This window comes from Mycobacterium sp. E2462, from assembly GCF_001672685.1.
Taxonomy (GTDB): Bacteria; Actinomycetota; Actinomycetes; order Mycobacteriales; family Mycobacteriaceae; genus Mycobacterium.
Window position 1 is genome coordinate 17,995 of the sequence record NZ_LZKC01000302.1, and the last position, 22,130, is coordinate 40,124.

Sequence of the window (22,130 nt, forward strand, 5' to 3'; positions counted from 1 at the left end):
CGGGCACCCTCAGACCGGCGCACGGCGCACCCCGCTGTCCGCGACCACACCGACCACACCGACCACCTGGTCGGCGATGGCGATGACGGGTTCCCGATGGCCGACGACCACCACGGTCGCGCCGCCGCGGGCGCGCTCGACGAGGGCCCGCAGGACGCGGTGCTCCGTGGCGGCGTCCAGGTGCGCGGTCGGTTCGTCGAGCAGCAGCACCGCGGCCGACGAGCCGAGCGCGCGGGCCAGCCCCAGCCGCTGGCGCTGACCCAGCGACAGCCCGACGCCGCCGCGCCCGAGTGGCGTGCGCAGGCCGTCGGGAAGCTCGGCCAGCACCGCGTCGAATCCGGACGCCGCGCAAGCGTATTCGATGTCGTCCAGCTCGCCGAACAACCGGAGGTTGTCACCGACGCTGCCGGGCACCAACACCGGGCGTTGCGGCAGCCATGACAGCTGCCGCCACCAGCCCTCCGGTTCCAGCGCGGTGACGTCCACCCCGGCGACGGTGACCCGGCCCGACGTCGGCACGGTGAGCCCGGCGATGGCCTGCAGCGTGGTGCTTTTGCCCGCGCCGTTGCGCCCGGTCAGCACGGTGACGGATCCCGGTTGGAGGACCGCGGTCAGCCGGTGCGGCGCCTGGCCGTCGCGGCCCGTCACGCAGAGCGTTTCGAGGCGCACCGGTGCACCGCGGGCCGTGACGGTTCGCGTCGGGGCGGGGCGGGACGGCGGCTCGCCGATGAGCGCGAACGCCGCCCCGGCGGCGGTCCTGCCGTCCTGCGCCGCATGGAATTCCACGCCGATGCGGCGCAGCGGCCAATAGACGTCGGGCGCCAACAGCAGGACCGTCAGACCCGCGGTCAGCGTCATCTCCCCGAACACCAGGCGCAGCCCGATTCCGACCGCGATCAGTGCCACGCCGAGGGTCGCCAGCAATTCCAGCACCAAGGCCGATAGGAACGCGATCCGCAGGGTGGCCATGGTCGAACGCCGGTGCGCCGCGGCGAGTTCGGCGATGCGGCGCTCCGGCCCGCGGGCGCGGCCCAGCGCCCGCAGGGTCGGGATCCCCGCGATCACGTCGAGCAGCCTCGCCTGCAGGGTCGTCATGGCGGCCAGCGCGGCCGCCGACCGTTCGGCGGTCGCCAAGCCGATCAGCACCATGAACACCGGGATCAGCGGCAGGGTGATCGCCACGACCACCACCGATTTCAGGTCGTAGATCGCGACCACGGCGACGGTCGCCGGGGTGAGGATCGCGGCCAGGATCAGCGTCGGCAGATAGCCGGTGAGGTAGGCGCGCAGGCCGTCGAGCCCACGCGTCGCCACCACTGCGGCGGTGTCGCGTTGCGCGGCCAGCTCGCCGGGCTGCCGGGCGGTGACCGCGGTCAGCACCTGACCCGACAGGTCGGCGATGACCGCGCTGGCCCCGCGCTGCCCCAGGCGGGCCGCCAGCCATTGCGTTCCCGCGCGAATTGCCCACAGCAGGAACAGGATCGAGAGGGGCCCCAGCTCGCCGCGAAGGTCCCGCCGGGAGGCCTCGTCGACCACGCGCGCGACGATGCCGGCCAGCACGATCGCCGCGCCGATCGCGCTCGCGGAGATCACCACTCCGCAACCGACCGAGGCGATCAGGTACCGGCGCACCGCGCCCGACGCCCGCCATAGTCGCGGATCCAAGGGTGCCCGGCTTTGGCGCGGCGCTGCGTTGCTCAGGTCGCGCGCCTTGCCAGCCCGATGGGCGGTGGAATGCGGTCGGCCGAAATCCGTTGCCGGAAGATCCAATACGACCACGCCTGGTAGACGACGGTCAGCGGCGCCATGAAGGCCGTCACCCACGTCATGACCTTCAGCGTGTACGGGGTGGAGGACGCGTTGTAGATGGTGACGCTCCAGTGGGGGTTCAACGTCGAGGGCACCAGGTTGGGATACAGCGACCCGAACAGCAGAATGACGACGGCGGCAACCACCAGCGCGACACACGTGAACGCCCATCCGTCCGACGCGCGCCGCCAGACCAGCAGCACCGCCGCCAGCTGCGCCGCCACGGCCAGCCCGAGCGCCAGCCAGGTCCAGTCCTTGCCGTGCGCCAGTTGCGTCCAAAGACCAAACGCGGCAACCACTCCCGTGACCGGCAGGGACAACCACCGCCCGAAGCGGTAGGCGTCGTCGCGGATGGCGCCGGAGGTCTTCAACGCGACGAACGCGGCGCCGTAGAACGAGAACAGCCCGGCGGTGGCCAGCCCGCCCAGCAGCGTGTAGGGGTTGAGCACGTCGGTGATCGACAGGTGGACATGGCCGTCGGCGCCCACCGGAAGCCCGCGCACCAGGACGGCGAACGCGACGCCCCACAGCACCGCGGGCAGCCACGAACCGGTCGCGATCGCGACGTCGGCCCAGCCTCGCCACCCGGTGTCGTCGATCTTGCCGCGCCATTCGATGGCCACCGCCCGCACGATCATGCCGAACAGGATGGCCAGCAGGGGCAGATACAGCGTGGAGAACACGGTGGCGTACCAGCCGGGGAAGGCGGCAAACATGGCCGCCCCGCCGACGATCAGCCACACTTCGTTACCGTCCCATACCGGCCCGATGGTGTTGAGCGCCGTGCGTCGCAACGGCTCGGCCTCGCCGATCCCGACGCGCGCGAACGGCTCCATCAGCATGCCGACGCCGAAGTCGAAACCCTCGAGGACGAAGAACCCCAAAAACAGCAGCCCGATCACGCCGAACCACAACTCTTGCAGCCCCATCGGTCAGCTCCTTTCGGGCCAGAAACTCGCACGCGCCTCAGTAGGCGAAGGACAGCGGCGCCACCTCGTCCGCGCTGGGCGCGCGCGGCGGCGCCGGTTCGGCGTCGTGCTCGAGCGGCCCTTCGACGACGTAGCGCCTCAGCAGGAAGAACCAGACGACTGCCAGCGCCGCATACACCAGGGTGAAGGTCGTCAGCGACGTCACCACCAGCCCCGGCGGCAGATGCGACACCCCCTCGCGGACGGTGATGCGAAGCGCTTGGTCGCCAGTCGGATTGGGCGCCACCACCCACGGTTGGCGGCCCATCTCGGTGAACACCCACCCGGCGATGTTGGCCAGGAACGGCGTGGGGATGGTGAGCAACGCGAAGCGGGAGAACCAACGCTGCCGGGGTGTCCGGCCGCCGCGCGTCAGCCACAGGGCCGCCAGGGCGAAGGCGACCGGCACCAGCATGAAGCCGATCATGGCCCGAAACGACCAGTAGGTGACGAACAGGTTGGGCCGGTAGTCATTCGGCCCGAAGCGCTGCTGATACTGGTGCTGCAGGTCGTTCACTCCCTGCAAGGTCACGCCGCTCAACCGGCCTTCGGCCAAGAACGGCAACACGTAGTGGACCTTGATCACCTCGGTGACGCTGCCGCAGTTGTTGTGGGTGCCGATGGTCAGCACCGAGAAGTCGGGGTCGGTTGCGGTGGCGCACAACGACTCCGCCGATGCCATCTTCATCGGCTGCTGGACGAACATCAGCTTGCCTTGGCGGTCGCCCGTGAAGAACAGTCCGGCCGTGGCGAGCAGCGCCACGCCGCAACCGAGAATCACCGCGGGCCGGAACATGGTGCGGGCGTCCGTCGCGGCGGCGGGTCCGCGCCGTTGTGAGCGCACCAGCCACCACGCACTGACCGCGGCGACGAACGTCGCGGCGGTCAGCAACGCGCCCGCCACCGTGTGGGAAAACGCCGCCCGGGCGGTGTTGTTGGACAACAGCGTGAAGATGTCGTCCAGCTCGGCGCGTCGCGTCGCCGGGTTGAAGTGCGCACCGACCGGGTGCTGCATGAACGAGTTGGCCACGATGATGAAGAACGCCGACGCGTTGACGCTCAGCGCGACGATCCAAATGCAGGCCAGGTGAACAAGTTTCGGCAGCCGGCTCCAGCCGAAGATCCACAGGCCGATGAAGGTGGACTCGAAGAAAAAGGCGAACAGCCCCTCCATGGCCAGCGGTGCGCCGAAGACGTCGCCGACGAATTTCGAGTACTCGCTCCAGTTCATCCCGAACTGGAATTCCTGGACGATTCCGGTCGCCACGCCGATGGCGAAGTTGATCAAGAACAGCTTGCCGAAGAACTTGGTGAGGCGATACCACGCCGTCTTACCGGTGGCCACCCACGCCGTTTGCATGACGGCCAGCAGGGGAGCGAGGCCGATCGTGAGCGGCACGAAGATGAAGTGGTAGACGGTCGTGATACCGAACTGCCACCGCGAGATGTCGACGACACTCATTGTCATCTCCCCAGATCGCTGAGGCCCTACGGGCAACTACGACATAGTGTAGTAGATGACGGGGCGGCGCGCTACGTGGGCTTATGCCCCGGCGCCGAGCGTCTTCGACGCCTTGCGGATGCCGAACGACGAGACGATCTCGAACACGCCGATCACCACGAACCAGATGCCGGCGACGAACGCCAGGGCGCCGATCGATTCCAGCGGGGACGCCAGGACAACGATGCCCGCCAGCAGGGTGATCACCCCGAGGAAGATGTTCCAGCCGCGCCCGGGCAGGCGGGGGTCACTGATCGCCGAGACGGTCGTCCCGACGCCGCGGAAGATGAAGCCGATGCCGATCCAGATGGCCAGCAGAAGGATCGCGGTGAGCGGGTCCTTGCCGAAATGCCGAAATGCCAAGACCGCCAAGATCAGTGACGCGGCCCCGCTGATGAACAGCAGGATGCGGCTGCCCGCCGAGACGTGCAGGCTGAAGGCGAAGAAGACCTGCGCGGCGCCGGTGATCAGCAGGTAGATGCCGAAGGCGATGGCGGCGGCCAGGATGGACAGGCCGGGCAACGCCAGCACCACCACGCCGACGATCAGCGACAGGATTCCCGACAGCAGAGCGGATTTCCACAGGTGCGGCAACAAGCTCGGAACTTCAGCGGTACCAGGGGAGGTAGTCATGGCCGCAGTCTGGCATAAACCCGGGTTCTGGTACAGGGACTTAGGTCAGACGTGCGCGCGGCGCGAGCCCTCGGCGAGCACGTCGCGGGGTGGTTCGATTGCCTTGCGACCGATCAGATACCAGGTGCGCATAAAGCCTTTGCCCTTGACGTCGATGCGGCCGCGCTCCTGCAGAACGAACTCGTCCTTCAGGCGTTCGTACATGGCCTCGGGCACTTGGATGCGGCCCACCGAATCGGTGGATTCCATGCGGGCGGCGACGTTGACCGCGTCGCCCCAGACGTCGTAGAAGAACCGGCGGGAGCCGACGACGCCCGCCACCACCGGGCCGCAGGCCATGCCGATGCGCAGCGGGACCGGCTGGCCGCGCGGATCCTTCTGTGCTGCGGCGACACCGGCCATGTCGAGCGCGAAGTCGGCGAGCGCCTGGGCGTGGTCGGGCCGCTGCCGGGGAACGCCGCTGACCACCATGTAGGAGTCGCCGCTCACCTTGATCTTCTCCAGCCCGTGCGTGTCGAGCAGCGCGTCGAAGGCGCCATAGAGGCGGTCGAGAAAGCGCACCAGGTCGGCGGGCGGCGTGCTGCTGGCCCGTTCCGTGAACCCGACGATGTCGGCGAACAGCACCGACGCGACGTCGTACTTGTCGGCGATGACACCGCGGTCGGGCTGTTTGAGCCGCTCGGCGATGCTGCTCGGCAACATGTTCGCCAGCAGCTCCTCGGACCGTTCGTATTGCGCCTCCATCACCGCCTCGGCGCGGGCGGTGTCGCGCAGCGCGAACCACATCGTCACGACCACCATGACCACGCTGGAGATCGCCGTGATGACGAACCCGGCCGACTGGGCCCAGCTCGGCTGCAACCCGGTGTCGCGGGGGACCAGGAACTCGACGGCGATGATCAGCCCCGCGGCCACCGCCGCCAGGCCGGACGCCAGCACGATGTGCTCGATGCCCAGCAACAACACCACCAGGCAGGCGCCCACCAGAAAGAAGAATTGGGTGCCCGCGCCGGTGCCCACGTCCAGACAGTTGGCGATGACCGAGAGGTATGCCGCGCCGAGGAAGGTCAGCGGCGCGACCAGGTCCCCAAATTTGTGCAGCCACGGGACGATCGCGAAGACCACTGCGGCGGCGATGTTGATTGAGCTCACCTGCCACAGCCAGGAGCCGGTGACCACTTGCAGCAACACAAAGCTGGCGCTGACCGCCACGGCCAGCCACGCGGTGATGGACAGCAACCGGGCCCGCCGGGCGGCGCTGTCGGCGTAGTGCTGGGTGCGGTCGCGGGCCTGCGCCCGCACGGCCCCGACGCAGTCCGGGCGTTTCGCGGAGCCATCCAACCCGCTGGGTGGGGCACCGCATTTCCTCGCCACCACGTTCACAGCGTAACCGCTGAGCTTGCCTTTGGGGTCGTCCTGCTCGTGATCCTCCGGGACGCAAAACGAGGAAAGCCAAGCGATTAATTGAATACCCCGAGTACGCGAAATGCGGCTAATTCATACCTTAGTTAAATACTGCGGGTACACAAAATAGCGCCATTACATACCCATAAGTAAAGGTCTTCCCACCGCTGTTACCGATTTGTATCGTGTGGTTTGCGTCACAGCGAGCGGGGTTATTCAACACATGCGTTATCGGTACTGACACGTGATTGCCCGGGACTAAGGGGTGGGTTATGGCGGGTCTGAAGAAGCTGCTCTTCGCGGTGGTGTTGGCGGGCACCGCACTGCTGGCCGACGGGTGTGCCGCCGGCTGTGGCGGGGGCAATTGGCTGTTACGGACGACGGGTGATTCCATCCAGAGCGATGCCACCCACCTCAACCTGCTTCCCTCGGAACAGGTTTGCATCGGCCGCTCGGTCGAGGACTGAATCTCCGTTCACCGTTCGACCCGCGTGGTTGCTCGCTGCCCCGGGCCGAGCGGGGTTGGGGTCGGGTGCACACTGTGTGGCGTGGCGTGGACTCGGTATACGGGCAGGGCGCTGGCGGACGCCGCGCTGACCGGCGAGGCGCGAGACGCCCAGCTCGAGGACCACATCCGGATGTCCAACGCGGAGCTGACGGACATCCGGCTCGAGCACGCCACCGCGACCGACGACCATGACGGCAGCGTCGAGCCGGCCCGGCGGTGGTATGAGGTCACCTACTTCGCCGAAGACGCGGCGGGCCCATGACCGCCCCAGCTGCGACGCGGCCGGCGGCGCGCTGGGTGGGCGCGCTCGTCGCGGTCGCAGTCGTCGTCACTGCGGCCGCCGCGGCCGCGGCCGGGGCGCCGTCCGCGTGGGCCGACGACGACTTCGTCGCCGTGGCCGTGTCGGCGGTAACGGGACGCGCCGCGGGGTGGGGCGTCGCAAGCAGCCAGGATGGGGCGAATCAGATCGCGATCGCGCAGTGCACCGCCGAAGCCGGTGACGTGTGCGAGGCCGTCGCGGGGGCCCACAACGGCTGCGCGGCCGTCGCATTCGACCCGGCGTCCGGCCGATTTCGCGGCGGCTCCGGCCCGGACACCGCGGCCGCGAACGCCGACGCCCTGGCCAAGCTGGCCGCGCCGCGGGGACGGATCAAGACCTCGCACTGCTCGTCGTGATCGCTGCCTTCGGGTGGTGCCCTCGGTGAGATTCGAACTCACACTGGACGGGTTTTGAATCCGTTTCCTCTGCCAGTTGGGATACGAGGGCGTGTCCGGCGTCTTACCTTAAGCAGCCTCCCACCATAGATGATCAGGCGCCCCGCGCCGTCTCACCGCCCCCGATGTCGCTGGTCTGGCGGGTGCACGACACAATATTCGTCATGACAGGCCCCACGACCGACACCGACGCCGCTGTGCCGCGCCGGGTCCTGATCGCTGAAGACGAAGCGCTCATCCGACTGGACCTCGCCGAGATGCTCCGAGAGGAGGGGTACGACATCGTCGGTGAGGCCGGCGACGGGCAGGAGGCCGTCGAGCTGGCCGAGCGCCATCAGCCCGACCTGGTGATCATGGACGTCAAGATGCCCCGTCGCGACGGGATCGACGCCGCGTCGGAAATCGCCAGCAAGCGCATCGCGCCGATCGTCGTGCTGACCGCCTTCAGCCAGCGCGACCTGGTGGAGCGCGCCCGCGACGCCGGGGCGATGGCTTACCTGGTCAAGCCCTTCACGATCAGCGACCTGATCCCGGCCATCGAGCTGGCCGTCAGCCGCTTCGCCGAGATCACCGAGCTGGAGCGCGAGGTGGCGAGCCTGTCCGACCGGCTGGAGACCCGCAAGGTCGTCGAGCGGGCCAAAGGCCTGCTGCAGACCAAGCAGGGCATGACCGAGCCGGAGGCGTTCAAGTGGATCCAGCGCGCCGCCATGGACCGGCGCACCACGATGAAGCGCGTCGCCGAGGTCGTGCTCGAAACCCTGGGCGGCGAGGACGAGTAGCCGCCGTCCGGCGCGTTGGGTGTGCGCCGACGGCGCCGACACGCCGACGGCTCCCGCCGTGGCCGCACGCTGAACTACCCCGGGCGGCCCGCTGGCCCGCTCAGCGGGCGACGATCACCGAGGAGCCGTGGCCGAACAGGCCCTGGTTGGCGGTGATCCCCACCGTGGCGCCCTCGACCTGCCGGCCGGTGGCCTGGCCGCGCAGCTGCCAGGTCAGCTCGCAGACCTGCGCGATCGCCTGGGCCGGGATGGCCTCGCCGAAGCACGCCAGGCCGCCGGAGGCGTTGACCGGGACCTTGCCGCCGATGCTGGTGGCGCCGCTGCGCAGCAGCCCTTCGGCCTCGCCCTTGGCGCACAGCCCCAGGTGCTCGTACCAGTCGAGCTCCAGCGCGGTGGACAGGTCGTACACCTCGGCCAGGCTGACGTCCTCGGGACCGATGCCGGCCTCGGCGTACGCGGCGTCGAGGATCTGGTCCTTGAACACCCGCTGCGGCGCGGGTGTCGCGGCGGTGGAATCCGTTGCGATGTCCGGCAATTCGGGCAGGTGCTGCGGATAACGGGGGGTGACGGTGCTCACGGCGCGCACCGACGGGACCCCGTCCAGCGTGCCCAGGTGCTTGCGCGCGAAGTCGGCGCTGGCCACGACCAGGGCCGCCGCGCCGTCGGAGGTGGCGCAGATGTCGAGCAGCCGCAGCGGGTCGGCGACCACGGCGCTGGCCAGCACGTCCTCGACCGACACCTCCTTGCGGTAGCGGGCGTTGGGGTTCTGCAGGCCGTGCCGGGAGTTCTTGACCTTGACCGCGGCGAAGTCCTCCAGCGTCGCGCCGTAGAGGTCCATGCGGCGCCGCGCCAGCAGGGCGAAGTACACCGGGTTGCTGGCCCCGATGAGGTGGAAGCGCTGCCAGTCGGGGTCGTTCTTGCGCTCGCCGCCGACCGGGGCGAACGCGCCCTTCGGCGTGGTGTCGGCCCCGATCACCAGCGCGACGTCGCAGAAGCCGGCCAGGATCTGCGCCCGCGCGCTCTGCAGCGCCTGCGACCCGCTGGCGCACGCGGCGTAGCTGGAGCTGACGGGCACCCCGTTCCAGCCCAGCTTCTGCGCGAACGTGGACCCGGCGATGAACCCCGGATAACCGTTGCGGATGGTGTCGGCCCCGGCGACGAGCTGAATCTGCTGCCAGTCCAGCCCCGCCTCGGCGAGCGCCGCCCGGGCGGCCACCACCCCGTACTCGGTGAAGTCCCGGCCCCACTTGCCCCAGGGGTGCATGCCGGCGCCGAGGATGTACAGCGGTTCGGGGGTGCTCATGCCGGGATCCTCCACGCGTGCACCATGCGCTCCACGCCATCGTCGTCGGTGTACAGCCGCATGGTGGTCAACTCCATTTCCATGCCGACCTTCAGGTCGGCGGCCAACGTCCCCTCGACGACCTTGCCCAGCACGATCAGTCCCTCGTGCGCCAGCTCCACCGCGGCGACGGCGAACGGCTCGAAGGGGTCCGGCGCGGGATAGGGCGGGGGCGGGGCGTACCGGTTCTCGGTGTAGCTCCACAGCGTGCCGCGCGTCGACAACGCGACGGGCTCCAGCGTGTCACTGGCGCAGGCCGGATTCGGGCAGTTGTTCTCCCGCGGCGGGAACACATAGGTGGCGCACTGCGGGCATTTCGCACCGATCAGGTGCGGGGCGCCGGCCTCGTCGGTGGTGAACCATCCGTCGATCGCCGGTTCTTGTCGGGTGACCTCTGACACCGGCCCAGCGTACCCAGCCCGGGCGCAAAACTGAAACGTGTTGCAGTTCCGCGCTGGCGCGGGGGAGCGTCGGCATGGGTGCCTAGAGTGAAAGCCGTGCCCGCGACGAAACCCGCCAGCAAGGCCAATACGAAGGCCAGTGAAAAGGCCAGTGGAAAGGCCAGCGCGAAGGCCGGCGAGGAAGAGACCACGCCGACGCTGATGCTGCTCGACGGCAATTCGTTGGCGTTTCGGGCGTTCTATGCGCTGCCCGCGGAGAACTTCAAGACCCGCGGCGGCCTGACCACCAACGCGGTCTACGGGTTCACCGCCATGCTGATCAACCTGCTGCGCGACGAGGCACCCACCCACGTCGCCGCGGCGTTCGACGTGTCCCGGCAGACCTTCCGCTCCGAGCGGTACCCCGAGTACAAGGCCAACCGGTCGTCGACCCCGGACGAGTTCCACGGGCAGATCGACATCACCAAGGAGGTGCTCGCGGCGCTGGGCATCACGGTGCTCGCCGAGCCCGGATTCGAGGCCGACGACCTGATCGCGACGCTGGCGACCCAGGCCGAGAACGAGGGCTTCCGGGTGCTGGTGGTGACCGGCGACCGCGATTCGCTGCAGCTGGTCAGCGACACGGTGACGGTGCTGTACCCGCGCAAGGGCGTCAGCGAACTGACCCGCTTCACGCCGGAGGCGGTGGTCGAGAAATACGGCCTGACGCCGGCGCAGTACCCCGACTTCGCCGCCCTGCGCGGCGACCCCAGCGACAACCTGCCCGGCATCCCGGGCGTGGGGGAGAAGACGGCGTCGAAGTGGATCAGCGAGTACGGCTCGCTGCAGGGCCTGGTCGACAACGTCGACTCGGTGCGCGGCAAGGTCGGCGACGCGCTGCGCGCGAACCTGGCCGGCGTGATCCTCAACCGCGACCTCACCGAGCTGGTCAAGGATGTGCCGCTGGCGCAGACCCCGGACACGTTGCGGATGCAGCCGTGGGACCGCGACCAGATCCACCGGCTCTTCGACGACCTCGAGTTTCGGGTGCTGCGCGACCGGCTGTTCGAGACCCTGGCGGCCGTGGAGCCCGAGGTGGACGAGGGGTTCGACGTGCGGGGCCGCGCGCTGGAGCCCGGCGAGCTGGCCGTGTGGCTGACCGAGCACAGCTCGGGCAAGCGGTTCGGACTGGCCGTCGTCGGGACCCACCTGGCCTACGACGCCGACGCGACCGCGCTGGCCATCGTGTCCGCCGACGGCGAGGGCCGCTACATCGACACCTCCCAGCTCGATCCCGAGGACGAGGCGGCGCTGTCGTCCTGGCTGGCCGATCCCGGCCCGCCCAAGGCGCTGCACGAGGCCAAGCTGGCGATGCACGACCTGGCGGGCCGCGGCTGGACGCTTAACGGCGTCACGTCCGACACCGCGCTGGCGGCCTACCTGGTGCGCCCCGGGCAGCGCAGCTTCTCCCTCGACGACCTGTCGCTGCGCTACCTGCGGCGTGAACTGCGCGCGGAAAACCCCGAGCAGCAACAGCTTTCGCTACTCGACGACACGGACGGCACCGACGACCAGGCGGTGCAGACGCTGATCCTGCGGGCCGTGGCGGTGCTGGACCTGGCCGACGCGCTCGACGAAGAGCTGGCCCGGATCAACTCCACGGCGCTGCTGGGCGGCATGGAACTGCCGGTGCAGCGGGCGCTGGCCGGCATGGAGCATGCCGGCATCGCGGTCGATCTGGCGCAATTGACCGAGCTGCAAAGCGATTTCGCGCACCAAATTCGCGACGCGGCCGAGGCGGCCTACGCGGTGATCGGCAAGCAGATCAACCTGGGCTCACCCAAGCAGCTGCAGACGGTGCTCTTCGACGAGCTGGAGATGCCCAAGACCAAACGCACCAAGACCGGCTACACCACCGACGCCGACGCCCTGCAATCACTGTTCGACAAGACCGGCCACCCGTTCCTGCAGCACCTGCTGGCCCACCGCGACGCGACCCGGCTCAAGGTGACGGTCGACGGGCTGCTGAACTCGGTGGCCTCCGACGGGCGCATCCACACCACGTTCAACCAAACCATCGCGGCGACCGGCCGCTTGTCGTCGACAGAGCCCAACCTGCAGAACATTCCGATCCGCACCGAGGCCGGCCGGCGCATCCGCGACGCCTTCGTGGTGGGCGAAGGCTACGCGGAACTGATGACCGCCGACTACAGCCAGATCGAGATGCGGATCATGGCGCACCTGTCCAAGGACGAGGGTCTGATCGAGGCGTTCAACACCGGCGAAGACCTGCACTCCTTCGTCGCCTCGCGGGCGTTCGGCGTGCCGATCGAGGAGGTCACCGCCGAGCTGCGGCGCCGCGTCAAGGCCATGTCCTACGGGCTGGCCTACGGCCTGAGCGCGTTCGGGCTGGCCGCCCAGCTCAAGATCTCCACCGAGGAGGCCAAGGTCCAGATGAACCAGTACTTCGCCCGCTTCGGCGGGGTGCGTGACTACCTGCTCGACGTCGTCGAGCAGGCCCGCAAAGACGGTTACACCTCAACGGTTTTCGGCCGCCGGCGCTACCTGCCCGAACTCGACAGCAGCAACCGGCAGGTGCGCGAGGCCGCCGAGCGGGCCGCCCTCAACGCGCCCATCCAGGGCAGCGCGGCCGACATCATCAAGGTGGCGATGGTCGAGGTGGACAAGGCCATCAAGGACGCCGGCCTGTCCTCGCGGGTGCTGCTGCAGGTGCACGACGAGCTGCTGTTCGAGATCGCGCCCGGCGAGCGCGACCAGGTCGAGGCGCTGGCCCGGGAGAAGATGGGCGGCGCCTACCCGCTCGACGTGCCACTGGAAGTGTCCGTCGGATACGGCCGCTCCTGGGACGCCGCCGCGCATTAGCGCGCCGGCGCGATCAGGACGTGCGCCCCGAATGCGTGCTGGGGTCCTCGCCGCGGGTCAGCGGCGGCACGTGCTCGATCGCCCCGGCTACCCGTGCGAACGCCCGACTGACCGAGGCGCTGAGTCCGCCGGCCCGGCCGCCGGCCCGGCGGCTGAACCGGTCCAGCCTGTCGCGGCTGCGGTCGAGGATCGTCAGCGGCGTCGCGGCCAGCGCGTTGCCCGGCGGCCGGCGGGCCACCACGGGGTGCGGCCGCGTCGGTGCCGTGCGCCGCACCGCTTCCCACGCCCAGCCCAGCAGAATCAACGCGCGGTGCGACGACGCCTCCTGCAACAGCGGAAGCAACTCGTCTTCCTCGTCGCGCACGTCGTCACGCATCAGGCCGACGGCGCGCCGCCACAGCTCGTCGAATCGCGGGCCGTCCACGTCCAACGTCTCCAATTCGGTGAACAGCTCGTTGATCTCCTGATGCTCGCGCTCGATCTGCAGGGTCAGCCGCTCGCCCTGCGGTAATGACCGCCGAATCGCGGGCCATAGCACCGACTCCTCGGCGAAGGCGTGCGTAAAGACCAACCGGCACAGCCGGTTCAGCTGCTCGGCGCGCTGCGCCCCGTGCGAGGCGTCGACCGCGCGGATGAGCCGGTCGAGTTCGATGTGATCGCGCTTCTGGCGCGCCAGAATGCTGTGCGAGCCGCCCAACTCGGCGAGGCTCTGCTGTGCCAAAGATGTCATGTGGTCTGTGCCTCCGTCGCGGACGTCTTCCCCCGGCGGGCGTGGCTAAACGCGGTCAAGTTTTCTTAAAGAGAGAAGGTTTCCCTTACCTCACCTCGGGTATCGCGGTCTGTAGCCCCGTACAGCACCGTGCGGAGTTCTCGGCCGTGTGCGCCGATCCGAATGTCATTGTCACCAAGGGGTTTTCATGTTCAGGCATACCGATTATCTACAGTTCGACGTCAAGCCGGAGAAGCCGGATCCGGTCTACGCGCGCAAGTTGCAGGAGTTGCTCGGCGGCGCCTTCGGCGAGATGACTGTCACCATGCAATACCTCATGCAGGGCTGGAACTGCCGCATGAAGGGCAAGTACAAGGACCTGATCATGGACGTGGCGACCGAGGAGATCGGCCACGTCGAGATGATCGCCACCATGATCGCGCGGCTGCTCGAGGGCGCGCCCGCCACGGACGCGACCAAGAACGCGCTGGGCGACCCGGTGGTCGCCGCGGTGATGGGCGGCATGGACCCCCAGCAGGCGATCGTCTCCGGTGGGGCGCCCACCCTCTCGGACAGCCAAGGGCAGTCCTGGAACGGCAAATACGTTGTGGCGTCGGGCAATCTGCTCGCCGACTTCTACGCCAACGTCGCCGCCGAGGCGCAGGGCCGGGTGCAGACCGCGCGCCTGTGGCACATGACCGACGACCCGGGCGTCAAGGCGATGCTGAAGTTCAACCTGGCACGCGACACCTATCACCAGAACATGTGGCTGGCCGCGATCGAGGAACTGCAGGCCGACGGATTGGAGGGCGTGGTGGCCCCGAACGACCTCTTCGACGAGGAGTACCAGGAGCACGCCAGCGAGCTGTGGCACCTGTCCGACGGCGCGGACTCCGACAAGGGCCGGTGGGCCTTCGGCACCGCGCCCGACGGCAGCCACGTCAACCGGTTCCGCACGGACACCACGCCGCTGGGAGACCTGCAGCACGGCCCGCCGCCGGACCCGAAGCTCTACGTCACCTACGACGGCAGCTGGGGCGAGGCCCGCACGCCCGCATTCGGGACCGAGAAGGGCGTGGTCGGCAAGATCAAGGACGCCTTCGACCCCGACAAGACCTAGTTGCCGGCCGACCCCGGCCGTCCGCCGCCCCGCGCGGGTGGCCGGGGTCACCGGCCCGACGCCGGTGAACAACGGATGAATTGCGGCCGTCCGCCGCGCCGGCCCGCGCCGATATCGGCGCCGCTCAGCGCGGCGCGACCCCTCATTTCGCGGCGTGAGCGGGCCGAAAAGGGTGGTGCACCGCATTTCGGGTGACGGGGCGGTTTGTCCAGCGTGTTCGGGTCGAGTAGCCTCGACGGGTAAATCCTTAAATTGTCCCTACGACCCAAGCTGTCCGGAGCAACCCAACAATATGCCGAGTCCCGCCGTCACCTCGCCGCAAGTAGCCGTCAACGACATTGGCTCCAGCGAGGATTTTCTCGCAGCAATCGATAAAACGATCAAATACTTCAACGATGGTGACATCGTCGAGGGCACGATCGTCAAAGTTGACCGGGACGAGGTGCTCCTCGACATCGGCTACAAGACCGAAGGGGTCATCCCCGCCCGCGAGCTCTCGATCAAACACGACGTCGACCCCAGCGAGGTCGTTTCCGTGGGTGACGAGGTCGAGGCCCTGGTCCTCACCAAGGAGGACAAAGAGGGCCGCCTGATCTTGTCCAAGAAGCGCGCGCAGTACGAGCGCGCCTGGGGCACCATCGAGGCGCTCAAGGAGAAGGACGAGGCCGTCAAGGGCACCGTCATCGAGGTCGTCAAGGGCGGCCTGATCCTCGACATCGGGCTGCGCGGCTTCCTGCCCGCCTCGCTGGTCGAGATGCGCCGCGTCCGCGATCTGCAGCCGTACATCGGCAAGGAGATCGAGGCCAAGATCATCGAGCTGGACAAGAACCGCAACAACGTGGTGCTGAGCCGCCGTGCCTGGCTGGAGCAAACCCAGTCCGAGGTGCGCAGCGAGTTCCTCAACCAGCTGCAAAAGGGCGCCATCCGCAAGGGTGTCGTCTCCTCCATCGTCAACTTCGGCGCGTTCGTCGACCTCGGCGGTGTGGACGGCCTGGTGCACGTCTCGGAGCTGTCCTGGAAGCACATCGACCACCCGTCCGAGGTGGTCCAGGTGGGCGACGAGGTCACCGTCGAGGTCCTCGACGTGGACATGGACCGCGAGCGGGTCTCGTTGTCGCTCAAGGCGACCCAGGAAGACCCGTGGCGCCACTTCGCCCGCACCCACGCGATCGGTCAGATCGTGCCGGGCAAGGTCACCAAGCTGGTGCCGTTCGGCGCGTTCGTCCGCGTCGAGGAGGGCATCGAGGGCCTGGTGCACATCTCCGAGCTGGCCGAGCGGCACGTCGAGGTTCCCGACCAGGTGGTCGCCGTCGGCGACGACGCGATGGTCAAGGTCATCGACATCGACCTGGAGCGGCGTCGAATCTCGTTGTCGCTCAAGCAGGCCAACGAGGACTACACCGAGGAGTTCGACCCGGCGAAGTACGGCATGGCCGACAGCTACGACGACCAGGGCAACTACATCTTCCCCGAGGGCTTCGACGCCGAGACCAACGAATGGCTCGAGGGCTTCGAGAAGCAGCGGGCCGAGTGGGAGGCGCGCTACGCCGAGGCCGAGCGCCGGCACAAGATGCACACCGCCCAGATGGAGAAGTTCGCCGAGGCGGAGGCCGCCGGTCACGGTGTCGGCGACCAGTCGTCGAGCAGCGGCGCGCCCGCGGAGAAGGCCGGCGGCTCGCTGGCCAGCGATGCGCAGCTGGCCGCGCTGCGGGAGAAGCTCGCCGGTAACGCCTAACCTCCGATGCTGCGTATCGGGTTGACCGGTGGCATCGGCGCCGGGAAATCCGCCCTGTCGGCCACCTTCGCCGAGTTGGGTGCGGTGATCGTCGACGGCGACGTCATCGCTCGCGAGGTGGTCCAGCCGGGCACCGAAGGCCTGGCGGCGCTGGTCGACGCTTTCGGCGGCGACATCCTGCTCGACGACGGATCACTGGACCGGCCGGCCTTGGCCGCCAAGGCTTTCCGGGACGACGAGGCGCGCAAGACGCTGAACGGCATCGTGCACCCGCTGGTGGGTCGGCGCCGCGCGGAGATCATCGCCTCGGTGCCCGACGATTCCGTGGTCGTCGAGGACATCCCGCTCCTGGTGGAATCGGGGATGGCGCCGCTGTTCCCGCTCGTCGTCATCGTGTTCGCCGACGTCGAGGTCCGGTTGCGGCGGCTGATCGACCAGCGCGGCATGCCGGAGGAGGACGCTCGCGCCCGAATCGCCGCGCAGGCCAGCGACGAACAGCGGCGCGCCGTCGCCGACGTCTGGCTCGACAACTCCGGCAGCCGGGACGATCTGGTGCGCCGGGCCCGCGACGTATGGAACGAGCGGGTACTACCGTTCGCGCACAACCTGAGCGCGCACCAGGTGGCCCGGGCGCCCGCGCGGCTGGTGCCGCCCGACCCGACGTGGCCGGACCAGGCGCAGCGCATCGTCAACCGGCTGAAGACCGCCTGCGGGCATCGGGCGTTGCGTGTCGACCACATCGGGTCGACCGCCGTGCCCGACTTTCCCGCGAAGGACGTCATCGACGTGCAGGTCACCGTCGAATCCCTCGACGTCGCAACCGAACTCGCCGAGCCGCTGCTGTCCGCCGGATATCCGCGGCTGGCGGGCATCACCTCCGACGTCGTCAGGACCGGCGATGCGGCGCTGTGGCAGAAGCGGATTCATGGATCGGCCGATCCGGGCCGCCCGACCAACGTGCACCTGCGCGTGGACGGTCGGCCCAACCAGCGGTTCGCGCTGTTGTTCGCCGACTGGCTGAGGGCCGACCCGCAGGCCCGCTCGGCGTACCTGGCCGTCAAGCAGTCCGCGCAGGAGCGCGCGGGCGGCGACGCCGCGGCGTACGCGGACGCCAAGGAGCCCTGGTTCGCCGAGGCCTACCGGCGGGCGTGGGAGTGGGCCGAGGCGACCGGTTGGACGCCGTGAGGGCACCGCGAGGCTGAACGGAAGCGGGCCCCGGACGCGCAAAGGCGGCCGGGCCCCCGCCCGACCGCCTCTGGCTGATGCTCCCGCTTACTGCCCCGGGGGCATCAACACGGTGTCAGTCATGTACACCGTCGCGTGGGCTGTGTGCACCCCGCCGCACACGAGCCCCGCGTCCTGGACCTTCACGTGAGGACGCTCTTGAGCAGCGGTGGCGACGTGTCGCCGTGCCCGAGCGTTCATCATCGCGTTCGACTCCTTCGTCTTCGGCGGCCACGCCGCCGCGTCAAGGTCGCTCGTAGGGCATTCGGAGGCCGAGCGGGCGTGGACGGGCCGTGCGTGCATCGAATTTCGCGCCGTCGGCCGCGCCGGTGGCCTCGAATACCGTCGATGGAGTCTCTCGCCGACGCACCGGCGCCCGGCGCGGCGTCCTCGGCGTGGCCGCACGGTGCGCCGCGGGAGTCGTTACGCTATCGCGCCATGGGCAGTACAGCTCGTTCGGGCGGCCAACTCGACGAGTTGCTGCGCCGCGTCGCCGACGGCGACGTCGACGCCTTCGGACAGCTCTACGACCTGACCCGCGCTCGCGTGTTCGGCCTGGTCTTCCGGGTCCTTCGCGACCCGGGATACAGCGAGGAGACGACGCAGGAGGTGTACCTGCAGGTGTGGCGCGGTGCCGGCGCCTACGACCCGGGGGTCGGTAGCGCGGTGGCCTGGATCCTGGCCATCGCGCACCGCCGCGCCGTCGACCGAGTGCGCACCGAACAGGCTGCCGCTGACCGGGATTCGCGGTACGGCGCCCGGGACGTGGAACGCGCCCGCGACGTCGTCGCGGACGCGGCCCTGAGCCGCGACGAGCGGGATCGCGTGGTCAACTGCCTGGCGGGGTTGACCGACGCGCAGCGGCAGTGCATCGAACTGGCCTACTACCAGGGCCTGACATGTGCTCAGGTCTCCCAGCGCCTCGCGCAGAACCCGTCCACCGTCAAATCGCGGATGCGGGACGCCTTGCGGAACCTTCGTCGTTGTTTGGATGTGCGATGAGCGACCCGGCCGATCTCACGCTGCTGGACCTGGCCACCGCCTACGCGCTGGACGCCGTGACGGACGACGAACGCGCCGACATCGAGCACCGCGTCGCGGCGGCGCCCGCATCGGTGGGGCAGGCGTTCTGGGTAGAGGTGCAGGCGGTCCGCGAGACGATGGCCGTCGTCTCGGCGCACACCGCGCTCGAGCCACCGGCGCCGCTGCGCGCCACGGTCATGGCGGCGGTCGAACCCACCCCGCCCCGCGTACGGCGTTGGCGCGCACCGCTGCTCGCGGCGGCCGCCGCCCTGCTCGCCGCGGTGATCGCCACCGGCGTGACCCTGGGGTTGCGGTCCGCCCCGACGCCGTCGGCGGCCGACCACGTCTTCGCCGCCCCCGACGTGCACGCCGCGACCGCCCCGCTGCCGTCGGGTGGCACCGCGACCGTGCTGTTCTCCCGGCAGCGCAACGCGGCGGTGGTGGTGATGAACGACGTGGCGCCGCCCCGTCCGGGAACCGTGTACGAGATGTGGCTGCTCGGCGAGAACGGCCCACGACCCGCGGGCACCATGGACGCCGCCGCCGTCAAGCCCTCGACCACCGCGGTGCTGTCGGACCTGGGGCCCAGCACCGCGTTCGCGATCACCGTCGAGCCCGGGACGGGCTCGGCCCACCCGACGACCGCGCCGGTGCTCAAGGTGCCGCTCGGCTGAGCCGCGCGCCCCCGCGTCAGGCCCGGTCGCGCCAGGTCAGCTCCATGCCGGCGGCCGCCAGCCAGCGGCACAGGTCGTAACCGTTGCGGGCCAGCCCGTCGACGGCCGCGACGGCACGGCGCACCGCCCGCTCGGCGGCCTCCGGCGCCAGCAGGCCGTGGCGCACCGCGTCCACCAGCTCGTCGACGTCGGCCAGCCGCGCCCCGCGGCCGGTGCTCACCTCGATGTCGAGGTAGTGGTCCTCGGAACGCCAGACGTCGGTACCCGGCGAGTAGTCACCGACGTCGAGGTAATAGTCGTGGTCGCGTTCGTGGCCGGGGTTGAAGTGAAACACCGTGGCGCGCAGCCCGAGTGACGGCAGCAGCCACGATTCGAGGTAGTGGAATTGGGCGCGGCCCGGGGTGGATCGGGCGACGTAGAGGCCCCACGGCCGGACCACGTATTCGTCGACGGCCCGCACGATGCCCTTCGGGTCGGTGTTGGTGCGGGCCGCTACGTCGAAGGTCTCGTGCTTGGGCGGGTGGATGCTGCCCACCCTACCGCCGACCCCGGCGGGCCGCTCAGCGGCGCAACCGGATCCGCCACCGCACGAAACCGGCGTAGAACAGCGACAGCGCCGCCAGCATGCCCAGATCCAGCAGCCACACCTTCGGCGTGTGCTGCCAGAACCGGTCCTGCGACAGCAGGTTGTCGGGCACCAGGTGGCGCAGGTCGACCGTCGACGCGGCGGCCGCGTAACCCCAGCGCGCCGGCATCACCCAGGACAGCTGGTTGAGGCCCAGCCGCCCGGTGACCGGCACCATCCCGCCGCACAGCACCAGCTGCGCCATGACGGCCACCACGAACAACGGCATGATCTGCTCGCTGGAACGCACCAGCGACGAGATCGCCAGGCCGAGGATGGCCGACGCCACGCAGGTCGCGGCGACGGTGGCGAACAGCTCCACGACCGCGCCGAACGTCGAATGGCCCAGCAGGACGGCGCCGCGGGTCGGGGCGCTCTTGCCGACCACCACGATCGCGGTGACGATGACCGACTGCAGGATCGCGAACCCGCAGAACACCGCGACCTTGGCGATGAGATACGCCGACGTGGACAGGCCGACCGCCTGCTCGCGCTGGAAGATGGCCCGCTCGCCGACCAGATCCCGGATGGTCAGCGCGGTGCCCATGAACGCCGCGGCCGGCAGCAGCAACGCGAGGATCTGCGCCGCCTCGTCGGGCGTCCCCGCGCCGGGGCCGGGGGCGTGGAAACCGTTGCTGCCGGGGACGGTCAGCGACAGCGAACCCAGGATGAACGGCAGCAGCGCCAGGAAGACGAAGTACGCGCGATCGGCGACGACCAGCCGGACCTGGCGCCGCGCGATCGTCGAGATCTGCCGCCGCACGCTGGTGTGCACCGGTTCGCCCAGGTCCTCGGGCTCGTCGGCCCGCGCCGGGGCGAGCTTCTGCGGCCGTCGCTGCGCCTCGGCCTGCGCCAGGAACCGGCGGTTGGCCTCCTCGGGGTCGGCGCCGACGTTGGTGAAGATCTTCGCCCAGTTCGTGGTGCCCATCGCGTCGCCGATGTCGTCGGGCGACCCGCAGTAGGCGATCTTGCCGCCGGGCGCCATCAGCAGCACCTGATCGCAGACGTCGAGGTAGGACAGCGAGTGGGTCACCACCAACACGACGCGGCCGGCGTCGGCGAGCTGGCGCAGCATCGTCATGACCTGCAGGTCGAGTGCCGGGTCCAGGCCCGACGTGGGCTCGTCGAGGATGAGCAGCGACGGCCCGGTCAGCAGCTCCAGCGCCACCGAGGCGCGTTTGCGCTGGCCGCCCGACAGCTTGTCGACGCGGGTCTCGGCGTGCTTGGTCAGGTCGAGTTCCGCGAGCACCTGGGCCACGACCTTGGCGCGGTCCGCCTTGCTGGTGTCCGGCGGCAGCCGCAGCTCCGCGGCGTAACCCAGCGCCTGGTTGACCGTCAGCTGGCGGTGCACCACGTCGTCCTGCGGCACCATGCCGATCCGGCTGCGCAGCGACGCGTACTCGCTGTGGATGTTGTGTCCCTCGAAGGTGACCGACCCCGAGCTGGGCGTGGTGTAGCCGGCGATCAGCCGCGCCAGGGTGCTCTTGCCGGCCCCGGATCCGCCGATCACCGCGGTCAGCGTGCCGGGCCGCGCGGTCAGGGAGATGTCGTCGAGCAGCTGTTTGCCGTTGTCCACGACGTACTTGACGTTGCGCACCTCGAGGCCGCCCGTGCGCGACGCGGCCTCGCTGCGCTTGGTCAGCGTGCCGTTGCGGAACACCAGGTCGACGTTGCCGATGGTGACGACGTCGTCGTCGGACAGGATCGCCGACCCGACGCGGGTGCCGTTGACGAAGGTGCCGTTGATGCTGTTGTCGCGGATCTCGGTGCCGAGCGCCGTCGGCACCAGCGTCGCGTGCTGGCGCGACGCCAACACGTCGGACACCACGATGTCGTTTTCGGGGGCGCGCCCGATCGTCATCGCCCCGGCCGTTCCGGCCGCCGACGACGACCGCGGCGACAGCAACTTCACGAAGCGGGTCGCGAGGTTGGACACGTCGCCGGTCTTGGCGTCGATGACGGTGAACTCGGCCGGCGACTGGGCCTGCGCCGCGGCCTCGTTCGCGGCGACCGGCGGTGCGGCGGCCCTCGCCGCCGAGGCGGCGTCGACGACGGTCAGCTCCTCCGGCGGGGTCGCGCGCGCCGGAGGAGCTGACCGT

General features: G+C 69.5%; 20 protein-coding genes, 1 tRNA gene and 1 pseudogene. 10 read left to right on the forward strand and 12 right to left on the reverse strand.

What is annotated here, in order from left to right:
* Positions 1–9: 9 nt before the first annotated feature.
* The 5 genes from cydD to A5714_RS15280 all read right to left on the reverse strand — a co-directional run bounded on the left by cydD (position 10) and on the right by A5714_RS15280 (position 6,288).
* Positions 10–1,632 carry a thiol reductant ABC exporter subunit CydD gene (cydD, locus tag A5714_RS15260; protein WP_068286340.1) on the reverse strand — a complete coding sequence of 541 codons (1,623 nt, stop codon included), beginning with the start codon at positions 1,630–1,632 and terminating at the stop codon, positions 10–12.
* 65 nt (positions 1,633–1,697) lie between these two features.
* The gene (gene cydB, locus A5714_RS15265) at positions 1,698–2,738 is read right to left on the reverse strand and encodes a cytochrome d ubiquinol oxidase subunit II (RefSeq protein ID WP_068286343.1); all 1,041 of its coding nucleotides are present in this window, start codon (positions 2,736–2,738) and stop codon (positions 1,698–1,700) included.
* 37 nt (positions 2,739–2,775) lie between these two features.
* Positions 2,776–4,239, reverse strand: coding sequence for a cytochrome ubiquinol oxidase subunit I (locus A5714_RS15270; protein ID WP_068066092.1), 1,464 nt, complete (start codon positions 4,237–4,239; stop codon positions 2,776–2,778).
* Positions 4,240–4,320: 81 nt separating this feature from the next.
* Positions 4,321–4,911, reverse strand: coding sequence for an HdeD family acid-resistance protein (locus tag A5714_RS15275; protein WP_156671210.1), 591 nt, complete (start codon positions 4,909–4,911; stop codon positions 4,321–4,323).
* A 45-nt stretch (positions 4,912–4,956) separates the two neighbouring features.
* On the reverse strand, positions 4,957–6,288 hold the full coding sequence (locus A5714_RS15280; RefSeq protein WP_068286368.1) for an adenylate/guanylate cyclase domain-containing protein: 1,332 nt from the start codon (positions 6,286–6,288) through the stop codon (positions 4,957–4,959).
* Between the two features lie 299 nt (positions 6,289–6,587).
* Here A5714_RS15280 and A5714_RS15285 point away from each other — a divergent pair, with 299 nt between their 5' ends.
* The 3 genes from A5714_RS15285 to A5714_RS15295 all read left to right on the forward strand — a co-directional run bounded on the left by A5714_RS15285 (position 6,588) and on the right by A5714_RS15295 (position 7,498).
* Complete coding sequence (locus A5714_RS15285) at positions 6,588–6,782, forward strand: hypothetical protein (RefSeq protein ID WP_068066081.1); 195 nt, start codon at positions 6,588–6,590, stop codon at positions 6,780–6,782.
* Positions 6,783–6,863: 81 nt separating this feature from the next.
* Positions 6,864–7,085, forward strand: coding sequence for a hypothetical protein (locus A5714_RS15290; RefSeq protein WP_068066078.1), 222 nt, complete (start codon positions 6,864–6,866; stop codon positions 7,083–7,085).
* The gene (locus A5714_RS15295) at positions 7,082–7,498 is read left to right on the forward strand and encodes a DUF4189 domain-containing protein (protein ID WP_068286347.1); all 417 of its coding nucleotides are present in this window, start codon (positions 7,082–7,084) and stop codon (positions 7,496–7,498) included. The genes A5714_RS15290 and A5714_RS15295 overlap by 4 nt, the downstream gene beginning before the upstream one ends.
* Before the next feature lie 14 nt (positions 7,499–7,512).
* Here the strand turns inward: A5714_RS15295 and A5714_RS15300 are convergent.
* Positions 7,513–7,589 (reverse strand) — tRNA-Leu (locus A5714_RS15300).
* A 112-nt stretch (positions 7,590–7,701) separates the two neighbouring features.
* On the opposite strand from A5714_RS15300, the gene A5714_RS15305 reads away from it, so the two are divergent.
* On the forward strand, positions 7,702–8,316 hold the full coding sequence (locus A5714_RS15305; protein WP_068066146.1) for an ANTAR domain-containing response regulator: 615 nt from the start codon (positions 7,702–7,704) through the stop codon (positions 8,314–8,316).
* 100 nt (positions 8,317–8,416) lie between these two features.
* On the opposite strand, the gene A5714_RS15310 is transcribed toward A5714_RS15305, so the two are convergent.
* Both A5714_RS15310 and A5714_RS15315 read right to left on the reverse strand, forming a co-directional pair.
* Complete coding sequence (locus tag A5714_RS15310) at positions 8,417–9,619, reverse strand: lipid-transfer protein (protein ID WP_068066143.1); 1,203 nt, start codon at positions 9,617–9,619, stop codon at positions 8,417–8,419.
* The gene (locus A5714_RS15315) at positions 9,616–10,059 is read right to left on the reverse strand and encodes a Zn-ribbon domain-containing OB-fold protein (RefSeq protein ID WP_068066072.1); all 444 of its coding nucleotides are present in this window, start codon (positions 10,057–10,059) and stop codon (positions 9,616–9,618) included. Before A5714_RS15315 ends, A5714_RS15310 begins: the two co-directional genes overlap by 4 nt.
* Positions 10,060–10,260: 201 nt before the next feature.
* Between A5714_RS15315 and polA the strand changes: the two genes are divergently transcribed.
* Positions 10,261–12,921, forward strand: coding sequence for a DNA polymerase I (gene polA / locus A5714_RS15320; RefSeq protein WP_197513737.1), 2,661 nt, complete (start codon positions 10,261–10,263; stop codon positions 12,919–12,921).
* 13 nt (positions 12,922–12,934) lie between these two features.
* On the opposite strand, the gene A5714_RS15325 is transcribed toward polA, so the two are convergent.
* Positions 12,935–13,651 (reverse strand): hemerythrin domain-containing protein, encoded by a 717-nt coding sequence (locus tag A5714_RS15325; protein ID WP_068286354.1) that lies wholly within the window; start codon positions 13,649–13,651, stop codon positions 12,935–12,937.
* 187 nt (positions 13,652–13,838) lie between these two features.
* On the opposite strand from A5714_RS15325, the gene A5714_RS15330 reads away from it, so the two are divergent.
* The 3 genes from A5714_RS15330 (at position 13,839) to coaE (ending at position 17,670) form a co-directional block, all read left to right on the forward strand.
* Positions 13,839–14,750 carry a manganese catalase family protein gene (locus A5714_RS15330; protein WP_068066064.1) on the forward strand — a complete coding sequence of 304 codons (912 nt, stop codon included), beginning with the start codon at positions 13,839–13,841 and terminating at the stop codon, positions 14,748–14,750.
* A gap of 292 nt (positions 14,751–15,042) precedes the next feature.
* Positions 15,043–16,485 carry a 30S ribosomal protein S1 gene (rpsA, locus tag A5714_RS15335; RefSeq protein ID WP_068066061.1) on the forward strand — a complete coding sequence of 481 codons (1,443 nt, stop codon included), beginning with the start codon at positions 15,043–15,045 and terminating at the stop codon, positions 16,483–16,485.
* 6 nt (positions 16,486–16,491) lie between these two features.
* Positions 16,492–17,670, forward strand: a complete 1,179-nt coding sequence (gene coaE / locus A5714_RS15340) for a dephospho-CoA kinase (protein ID WP_068286357.1) — start codon at positions 16,492–16,494, stop codon at positions 17,668–17,670.
* 87 nt (positions 17,671–17,757) lie between these two features.
* Here coaE and A5714_RS26165 read toward each other — a convergent pair.
* A pseudogene (locus A5714_RS26165) lies at positions 17,758–17,850 on the reverse strand (cell surface protein); the annotation flags it as partial.
* A gap of 297 nt (positions 17,851–18,147) precedes the next feature.
* On the opposite strand from A5714_RS26165, the gene sigK reads away from it, so the two are divergent.
* Both sigK and A5714_RS15350 read left to right on the forward strand, forming a co-directional pair.
* Positions 18,148–18,711: an ECF RNA polymerase sigma factor SigK gene (sigK, locus tag A5714_RS15345; protein WP_068286360.1), complete on the forward strand. Its 564-nt coding sequence runs from the start codon at positions 18,148–18,150 to the stop codon at positions 18,709–18,711.
* Positions 18,708–19,406: an anti-sigma factor gene (locus tag A5714_RS15350; protein ID WP_068066054.1), complete on the forward strand. Its 699-nt coding sequence runs from the start codon at positions 18,708–18,710 to the stop codon at positions 19,404–19,406. The genes sigK and A5714_RS15350 overlap by 4 nt, the downstream gene beginning before the upstream one ends.
* 16 nt (positions 19,407–19,422) lie before the next feature.
* Here A5714_RS15350 and A5714_RS15355 read toward each other — a convergent pair whose 3' ends face one another.
* Positions 19,423–19,866: a DUF402 domain-containing protein gene (locus A5714_RS15355; RefSeq protein ID WP_068286371.1), complete on the reverse strand. Its 444-nt coding sequence runs from the start codon at positions 19,864–19,866 to the stop codon at positions 19,423–19,425.
* 100 nt (positions 19,867–19,966) lie between these two features.
* A partial coding sequence (locus A5714_RS15360) for an ATP-binding cassette domain-containing protein (protein WP_197513735.1) occupies positions 19,967–22,130 on the reverse strand: 2,164 nt, incomplete at its 5' end.

Excerpts from the sequence above, each read along its gene's own strand:
- cydB (WP_068286343.1), bottom strand. The coding sequence starts at position 2,738 with ATGGGGCTGCAAGAGTTGTGGTTCGGCGTGATCGGGCTGCTGTTTTTG.
- A5714_RS15270 (WP_068066092.1), bottom strand. The coding sequence starts at position 4,239 with ATGAGTGTCGTCGACATCTCGCGGTGGCAGTTCGGTATCACGACCGTC.
- A5714_RS15275 (WP_156671210.1), bottom strand. The coding sequence starts at position 4,911 with ATGACTACCTCCCCTGGTACCGCTGAAGTTCCGAGCTTGTTGCCGCAC.
- A5714_RS15285 (WP_068066081.1), top strand. The coding sequence starts at position 6,588 with ATGGCGGGTCTGAAGAAGCTGCTCTTCGCGGTGGTGTTGGCGGGCACC.
- A5714_RS15295 (WP_068286347.1), top strand. The coding sequence starts at position 7,082 with ATGACCGCCCCAGCTGCGACGCGGCCGGCGGCGCGCTGGGTGGGCGCG.
- A5714_RS15305 (WP_068066146.1), top strand. The coding sequence starts at position 7,702 with ATGACAGGCCCCACGACCGACACCGACGCCGCTGTGCCGCGCCGGGTC.
- A5714_RS15310 (WP_068066143.1), bottom strand. The coding sequence starts at position 9,619 with ATGAGCACCCCCGAACCGCTGTACATCCTCGGCGCCGGCATGCACCCC.
- polA (WP_197513737.1), top strand. The coding sequence starts at position 10,261 with ATGCTGCTCGACGGCAATTCGTTGGCGTTTCGGGCGTTCTATGCGCTG.
- A5714_RS15325 (WP_068286354.1), bottom strand. The coding sequence starts at position 13,651 with ATGACATCTTTGGCACAGCAGAGCCTCGCCGAGTTGGGCGGCTCGCAC.
- A5714_RS15330 (WP_068066064.1), top strand. The coding sequence starts at position 13,839 with ATGTTCAGGCATACCGATTATCTACAGTTCGACGTCAAGCCGGAGAAG.
- rpsA (WP_068066061.1), top strand. The coding sequence starts at position 15,043 with ATGCCGAGTCCCGCCGTCACCTCGCCGCAAGTAGCCGTCAACGACATT.
- coaE (WP_068286357.1), top strand. The coding sequence starts at position 16,492 with ATGCTGCGTATCGGGTTGACCGGTGGCATCGGCGCCGGGAAATCCGCC.
- sigK (WP_068286360.1), top strand. The coding sequence starts at position 18,148 with ATGGGCAGTACAGCTCGTTCGGGCGGCCAACTCGACGAGTTGCTGCGC.
- A5714_RS15350 (WP_068066054.1), top strand. The coding sequence starts at position 18,708 with ATGAGCGACCCGGCCGATCTCACGCTGCTGGACCTGGCCACCGCCTAC.